Here is a 7430-nt window from a genome sequence, read left to right on the forward strand (position 1 = left end):
AGGCATGCCGCCCGGCAAGCGACCGTCAAGAGCCCGGTAGTTAGCGTGCAAAAATGAAGCCATGCCCGCCCCTGACGAGAACAGCATCCTGCTGCAGCTGCAGCCGGTCAGAGGCATCGGCCGCGGCCGCGTTGCTGCCGGCCTGGTCCTCGCCATCCTCCTTCCGCCCGCCGTGGAAGTCCTGGTCACCGTGGCCGGCTACCGCAACTTCTCCATGATCATGCTCCTGCAGCTGGCCGTGGCCGTGGCTGTCGCCGCGATCGGCGGCCTCTGGCCTGCGGTCGTCGCGGCTGTCCTGGGCAGCTTCCTGCTGAACTACTTTTCGGCGGAGCCGGTGGGGTCCCTGTCCATCGCCGATCCCTCCACCCTGTTCACGCTGGTCATCTTCCTCGCCGTGGCCTGCGGGGTGGCGCTCGCCGTCGGGCTCGCCAGCCGGCGCGCCCAGGAAGCCGCGCGCGCCGGGGCGGAGGCGACCGCCCTGAGCGAACTCTCCCTGCGGATCCTGCGTTCAGACGGCAGCCTGGAGTCCTTCCTGGACAAGGTCCGCGCCAACCTGGGCATGGACGCGGTCACGCTGCTGGCAAGCACCGGCAGCGCGCCAGGCACCGGAGGCGGCCGTCGGCCGGCCGCGCCCGGCTGGCGGGTCCTGGCCACGTCCGGCCCGCAACCGCCGGTGACGCACGCCGCCGCCGACCACACCGCCGTCGTCGATCCGCACTACACGCTGCTGCTCCGCGGCGGTCCGCTGTCCGCCCAGCACCGCCGCCTGCTGGCGGCCTTCGGCGCGTACGTGGTGGCCGTGCGTGAGCGGCAGCAGCTGGTCAGGAGCCGCCAGGACAATCTGCGGTTGGCCGAGGGCAACAAAATGCGGACCTCCATCCTGCGCGCCGTCTCGCACGACCTCCGCACCCCGCTGGCCGGGATCAAGCTCGCCGTCAGCAGCCTGCGCCAGGAGGACGTGCAGTTCTCGCCGGAGGACGAGCGCGAGCTGCTGGCCACCATCGAGAACTACGCGGACCGCCTGGACCACCTGGTGGACAACCTCCTGGACATGTCCCGGCTGACCGCCGACGCCGTGAACCCGCTCCTGGCCGGGATCAGCTGGGCCGAGGTGCTGCCCGAGGCGCTGCGCGGCATCCCGCGCGAACGGCTGCGCAACGAGCTGCCCGCCAACCTCCCCGCCGTGCAGGCCGACGCCGGCATGCTGGAGCGCGTGCTGGCCAACATCGTGGAGAACGCGGTGAAATACGCGCCCGGCTCGGACGTCGTCCTGACCGCCAGGACCGGGGCGGACATCACGCTGGGGGACCGGCCCGCCGGCGAACTGCGCGTGGTGGACCACGGCAGGGGCGTGGACATCGCCGAGATCCTGGACATGTTCCGCCCCTTCCAGCGGCTCAGCGATTCCTCGGCTGCCGCGGGGGCGCAGGGCGGCGGCATCGGGCTGGGACTGGCGGTGGCCAAGGGCTTCAGCGAAGCGATGGGCGGCACCCTGGTGGCGGAGCCGACGCCGGGAGGCGGGCTCACCATGGTGGTGACCCTGCCGCTGTGGACCGGTTACGGGACCAACGGAAACGGCATGCCATGACACTGGTGCTGATCGTCGAGGACGAGGCCCAGATCGCCCGCGCCATGCAGATCAACCTCCACGCCCACGGCTACCAGGCGATCACCGTGGCCAACGGCGCCGACGCCGTCCGGGCCGCGGCCCAGCAGCCCGTGGACATCGTGGTCCTGGACCTTGGCCTGCCGGACATGGACGGTGTGGATGTCATCCGGCGCATCCGCGGCTGGAGCAGCATGCCGATCATCGTGCTGTCCGCCCGGCACGCCTCCGAGGACAAGGTAGAAGCCCTCGACGCCGGCGCGGACGACTACGTGACCAAGCCCTTCGGACTCGATGAGCTGCTTGCCCGGCTGCGGGTGGCGTCCCGCCGGGTGGTTCCGGACCATGAGGAACCCACGCTGGCCACGGCCGACTTCATGGTGGACCTCGCCGGCAAGAAGATCGTCAAGGACGGCGCCGAGGTCCGGCTCACCCCCACCGAGTGGAACATCCTGGAACTCCTGGTCCGCAACAAGGGCAAGCTGGTCAGCCAGCAGCAGATCCTCACCCAGGTATGGGGCCAGGCCTACGCCAAGGAAAGCCAATACCTGCGTGTATACATCGCCCAGCTGCGGCGCAAGCTCGAACGGGATCCGGCCGCTCCCCGCCACCTGCACACGGAAGCAGGAATGGGCTACCGTTTCGATCCGTAGACGTGCTGCCGCCGATCCGTAGACTGGAGCCATGGACACCGCCTCATTGATCGCAGTCTGCCGGGTACGCCAGCTCTTGGAAGACGGAGAGGGCAGGGTGGGCGTGACCGCCATCGACAAGCAGCCCCTCGACGGCCCCGTGAAGGTCCACAAACTGGGCATCCACGGCGACGTCCAGGCGGACCGGGTCAACCACGGCGGCGAGGACCAGGCCCTGTACGCCTACTCGCAGGAAGACGCGGACTACTGGGTGGGGGAGCTCCAGCGTGAGATGCCTCCCGGGATCTTCGGCGAGAACCTGCGCGTCGCCGGCATCGCGACCACCGGCGCGGTGATCGGCGAGCGCTGGAAGATCGGCCTGGACGTGGAGGTGGAGGTGACCTCTCCCCGCGTCCCGTGCAACACCTTCCAGCGGCGCATGGGGGAGCCTCACTGGATCAAGCGCTTCACCGAAGCGGGCCGGGTGGGCACGTACCTGCGCGTCGTCAAGACCGGCAGTATCTCCGCCGGAGACCACATCCACCGGCTGTTCGTGCCCAAGCACGGGGTGACGGTCGGCAAGTGGTTCAGCGACCCGACGCCGGAAGATGTCCAGACGCTGCTCGACGCCGAGGCCGACCGCGAGATCCGCCTGCAGCCTGAATACCACGACGAATTCGAGAAGATCCTGCGCCGCCAGGGGGCCTGAATCACAAGGGCTCGAGGTGCCGGTGTGCGCAAGCTCACCGCCGCCGTCGACAGTTCTGTCATCGGGTCGCTAATCTGTGCCCTACAATTGAAATATCCCCCACTCCGGAAATCCCTTTATCCTGCCCAATTTTTGAGGCAGGACTGGTAAGTGTTGGGGCCCGCAAAATGTGTGCGGGCATTTTCATAGGGAGAGCCGGCTAAAGAAAACGCTGTACAGACTGCTGGGATAGCAGCCAAGAGATGCAGCGGGAAGTCCTGCCATGGGATTGCGACAGCGCCGGACTTCTTGCGAGCAGCAGAGCAATATCTGCCCTGCTTCTTGCAACGCGTACTGCGGCCAAGCCCAACCGGGCCGCGCCGACTGCCCTATGGATGAGGAAACTTCCCTATGCCCGAAAACCTGAACGAATCTTTCGACGCCGAGTCTGCTGAAGTAGCAGAGACCGCCGTCGAGACTGTCGAAACCGCCGGAACCGCTCCCGAGGCTGCAGCGCCGGCCGAGGCCACCGCCGAGGCTCCCGCGGCCTCTGCCGAGGAAGAAGAGGAAGGCGTCCGCTTCGTCGATCTCGGCATCGACGGCCGCGTTCTGGCCGCCCTGCAGGATGTCGGCTACGAAAAGCCGTCCCCCATCCAGGCAGCCACCATCCCGCTGCTGCTTGAAGGCCGCGACGTCGTGGGCCTGGCCCAGACCGGAACCGGCAAGACCGCAGCCTTCGCTGTTCCGGCCCTGTCCCGTCTGGCCGAACTCCATGACCTCAACGGCCCGTCCCGCAAGACCCAGGCCCTGGTCCTGGCTCCGACGCGTGAACTGGCCCTGCAGGTTGCCGAGGCCTTCACTTCCTACGCCAAGCACATCGACGACTTCACGGTCCTCCCTGTCTACGGCGGCTCCGCCTACGGCCCGCAGCTCGCCGGCCTGCGCCGCGGTGCGCAGGTTGTTGTCGGTACCCCGGGCCGCGTGATCGACCACATCGCCAAGGGTTCCCTGGACCTGTCCGAACTCCAGTACCTCGTGCTGGACGAAGCCGACGAAATGCTGCGCATGGGCTTTGCCGATGACGTGGAGCAGATCTTCCAGCAGACCCCGGAGACCCGCCAGGTTGCCCTGTTCTCTGCCACCATGCCGGGCCAGATCCGCCGCATGTCCAAGCAGTACCTGAACAACCCCGCCGAAATCTCCGTGAAGTCCAAGACCTCCACGGGCACCAACATCAAGCAGCGCTACCTGCAGGTCATGGGCCCGCACAAGCTCGATGCCCTGACCCGCATCCTTGAGGTTGAAGAGTTCGACGGCGTCATCGCCTTCGTGCGCACCAAGATGGCCACCGAGGACCTCGCCGACAAACTGAAGTCCCGCGGCTTCCAGGCCGCCGCCATCAACGGCGACATCCCGCAGCAGCAGCGCGAACGCACTGTTGACGCGCTGAAGGAAGGCCGCATCGACATCCTGGTGGCCACCGACGTCGCGGCCCGCGGCCTTGACGTCGAGCGCATCAGCCACGTGGTCAACTACGACATCCCGCACGACACCGAGTCCTACGTGCACCGCATCGGCCGCACCGGCCGTGCAGGCCGTGCCGGCGATGCCATCCTGTTCATGACCCCGCGGGAGAAGTACCTGCTCCGCGCCATCGAGAAGGCCACCCGCCAAGCGGTGGAGCAGATGCACCTGCCCACCGCCGAGACGGTCAACTCCCTGCGCATGGGCAAGTTCGCCGAGCGCATCACGGAGACCCTTGAGTCCGAGGACGTCGCACTGTTCCGCGACCTCATCGCTTCCTACGAGGAAGAGCACAAGGTCCCGGCCGCGGAGATAGCCGCAGCCCTGGCCGTCATGGCCCAGGGCGGCCAGCCGCTGCTCGTCAAGGAACTGCCGGCCGCGCCGGAATTCCAGAAGCGTGAGCGTGCCAAGGACGGCTTCGGCTCCCGTGGCCCCACCCGCGCGCTGACCGAGGGCAACGCCACCTACCGGATCGCCGTCGGACGCCGCCAGCGCGTCATGCCGGGCTCCATCGTGGGTGCCATTGCCAACGAAGGCGGCATTTCCTCCGCACAGATCGGCGGCATCGACATCCGCTCGGACCACTCCCTCGTGGAGCTCCCGGCAGACCTGAGCCCCGAGCAGCTGCGCGCCCTGTCCCGCACCCGCATCGGCGGCGAGCTGATCCACCTCGAGCTGGACAACGGCCGCAGGCCGTCCGGTGACCGTGGTGGTTATTCCGGCGATCGCGGTGGCGACCGTGGCGGTTACTCCGGCGGTAGCCGTGGCGGCTACTCAGGTGGCGACCGTGGCGGTTACTCCGGTGGCGACCGTGGGGGCAACTTCAAGGGCAACGGCGGCTTCAAGAAGGAATTCCGCAAGTCCGAGGGCGACCGTGGCGGCTACGCCGGTGGCGAGCGCTCCTCTGCTGACCGCGGCGGCCGTTCCTACAGCGAGCGCAGCAGCGCAGGCAGCTACGGCGACCGTGACCGCGGCGCCTCCTACGGTGACAGCGACCGTGGCCAGGCCAGCGGCTCCCGCTTCGGCGGCCACGGCGACGGTGCCCGCAAGCCGCGCAGCGGCAGCGAAGGCGGCCACCGCGACTTCAACCGCAAGGGCAAGTGGTAAACAGCTCGGGTAACTGACTACCCGCTTCGGCCAGGGGCCGGCTTTCGAGCCGGCCCTTGGCTGCGTTTAACGGCCCTTCACGGGCCCGGTGCCGTGTGAACGGTCCTTGTCGTCCGTGTGAAAGCCTGTCACGCCATGCGACAAAAGCCTTGGAACGGCCGGTATGCGGCTTTACGATCAAGGTGCTACGAACGGCGTAGCTGCGGAACAGAACTGGACCGCACGCAGATGGAGGAGGGTAGTCCATGGGATTGCTTGACGACTTGAAAAAGAACCTCGGATTTGCACACAAGGAACAGCACAAGGAGGCGCAGACGCCTGCCGAGGCCCACCCGGAAGCCCGCACCGACCGTCCGGAGAATGCTGCAGTGGACCCTGCCGCTGACTCCACAGACGACCTCGTAGCTGAATCCGACACTGCAGCCGCTGACGCAGCAGCCGCCGAGCAGGCAGCGGCCCAGGCGGCCACTGAGCAGGCTGCAGCGCAGGCAGCGGCCCAGCAGGCTGCCGCCGACGCCGCTGCCCAGCAGGCAGCCGCTGAGCAGGCCGCCGCGGCCCAGGCAGCAGCCGCCCGCGTGACCGAAGTCGTTGTGGAGCCGGGCGACACCCTCAGCGGCATTGCCGTCCAGTTCGGCGTCGACCTCGGCGCGCTTATCGCCGCCAACGCCGACACGGTGCCCAACCCGGACCTCATCTACCCCGGCCAGGTCCTGCGCCTCCCGTAGTTTTTCGGCCGGTTCTAGATCAACGAAGCGGTGCCGATGCAAATTGTGTCGGCGCCGCATTTCCCTGCCCGGTGGCCGATTTGTAGCTTCGGAAAACGTCCGGTAGAGTATTTACTCGTTGCCCCCCTAGCTCAGTGGTAGAGCGCGTTCTTGGTAAGAACGAGGTCACCGGATCGATTCCGGTGGGGGGCTCTGAATGAGAGCCTGTGTCAAGGCGGTTTTTGACCGGCTTGGCACAGGTTTTTCTCATTCGTGGCGGTGTAGCTCAGTTGGTTAGAGCGCACGACTCATAATCGTGAGGTCGGGAGATCGAGCCTCCCCACCGCTACAGGGCAAGACCCCGCAGATTCGTTCTGCGGGGTCTTTTTTGTGCGCGCCCGCACCCACTTGGGACAGAATATGACCATGTCGAAAATTGCCATCATCGGCGGCCACGGCAAGGTGGCCCTGCAGCTGTCCCGCATCCTGAGTAATGAAGGACACTCCGTCACGTCGTTCATCCGGAATCCCCAGCACGTGCCGGATGTCACGGCCGCGGGCGCGGCTCCGGTGGTCCTGGACGTGGAGGACTCGACGACGGCGGAGATCGCCGCGGCGCTGGGCGGCCAGGACGCCGTGGTGTGGAGCGCGGGGGCCGGCGGCGGGAATCCCGCCCGAACCTACGCAGTGGACAGGGACGCCGCCATCCGCTCCATGGATGCCGCAGGGCAGGCCGGCGTCGGGAGGTACGTCATGGTGTCCTACCTGGGCGCAGGACCCGGCCACGGAATCCCGGAAGGCAACAGCTTCTTTGCCTACGCCGAGGCCAAGGCCGCGGCCGACGAATACCTCCGCGGAACCGGCCTCGACTGGACCGTGCTGTGCCCCGGCCCGCTCACGGAGGCGCAGGGCACGGCCCTCATCGACGTGGACCCGGCGGAGACCGCCGGCGGCACACACACCTCACGGGCCAATGTGGCACTCGTGGCCGCCGCGGTCTTGGAGCTCCCTGAGGCTATCGGCCGCACTATTGACTTCAGGGACGGCTCCGTGCCCGTTCTGGAGGCGCTGACGGAGGCTTAGGCGCCTTCGGCCGGCATGGCCGGCGTCAGTCGTCATACGGTTTTGCGTGCGATCGCACTGAGCGCCGCGGTGTTCTGGACGGTGAT

Annotated in this window: 6 protein-coding genes and 2 tRNA genes; all 8 read left to right on the top strand. The window is 67.5% G+C overall.

What is annotated here, in order from left to right:
- Positions 1-61 precede the first annotated feature (61 nt).
- The 8 genes from J1902_RS16930 to J1902_RS16965 all read left to right on the top strand — a co-directional run bounded on the left by J1902_RS16930 (position 62) and on the right by J1902_RS16965 (position 7344).
- Positions 62-1588 (top strand): sensor histidine kinase, encoded by a 1527-nt coding sequence (locus tag J1902_RS16930; protein ID WP_207617483.1) that lies wholly within the window; start codon positions 62-64, stop codon positions 1586-1588.
- Entirely contained in the window at positions 1585-2259 is a 675-nt protein-coding gene (locus J1902_RS16935; RefSeq protein WP_207617484.1) for a response regulator, read from the top strand. Before J1902_RS16930 ends, J1902_RS16935 begins: the two co-directional genes overlap by 4 nt.
- A gap of 31 nt (positions 2260-2290) precedes the next feature.
- Positions 2291-2947, top strand: a complete 657-nt coding sequence (locus tag J1902_RS16940) for an MOSC domain-containing protein (RefSeq protein WP_207617485.1) — start codon at positions 2291-2293, stop codon at positions 2945-2947.
- Between the two features lie 390 nt (positions 2948-3337).
- Positions 3338-5557 carry a DEAD/DEAH box helicase gene (locus J1902_RS16945; protein ID WP_207617486.1) on the top strand — a complete coding sequence of 740 codons (2220 nt, stop codon included), beginning with the start codon at positions 3338-3340 and terminating at the stop codon, positions 5555-5557.
- Between the two features lie 245 nt (positions 5558-5802).
- Positions 5803-6282, top strand: a complete 480-nt coding sequence (locus J1902_RS16950) for a LysM peptidoglycan-binding domain-containing protein (protein WP_207617487.1) — start codon at positions 5803-5805, stop codon at positions 6280-6282.
- Between the two features lie 120 nt (positions 6283-6402).
- Positions 6403-6474, top strand: a tRNA-Thr gene (locus J1902_RS16955).
- Between the two features lie 62 nt (positions 6475-6536).
- A tRNA-Met gene (locus J1902_RS16960) sits at positions 6537-6610 on the top strand.
- A gap of 77 nt (positions 6611-6687) precedes the next feature.
- On the top strand, positions 6688-7344 hold the full coding sequence (locus J1902_RS16965) for an NAD(P)H-binding protein (protein ID WP_207617488.1): 657 nt from the start codon (positions 6688-6690) through the stop codon (positions 7342-7344).
- Positions 7345-7430: the final 86 nt, after the last annotated feature.

Source organism: Arthrobacter cavernae, from assembly GCF_017368795.1.
Lineage (GTDB): Bacteria > Actinomycetota > Actinomycetes > Actinomycetales > Micrococcaceae > Arthrobacter > Arthrobacter cavernae.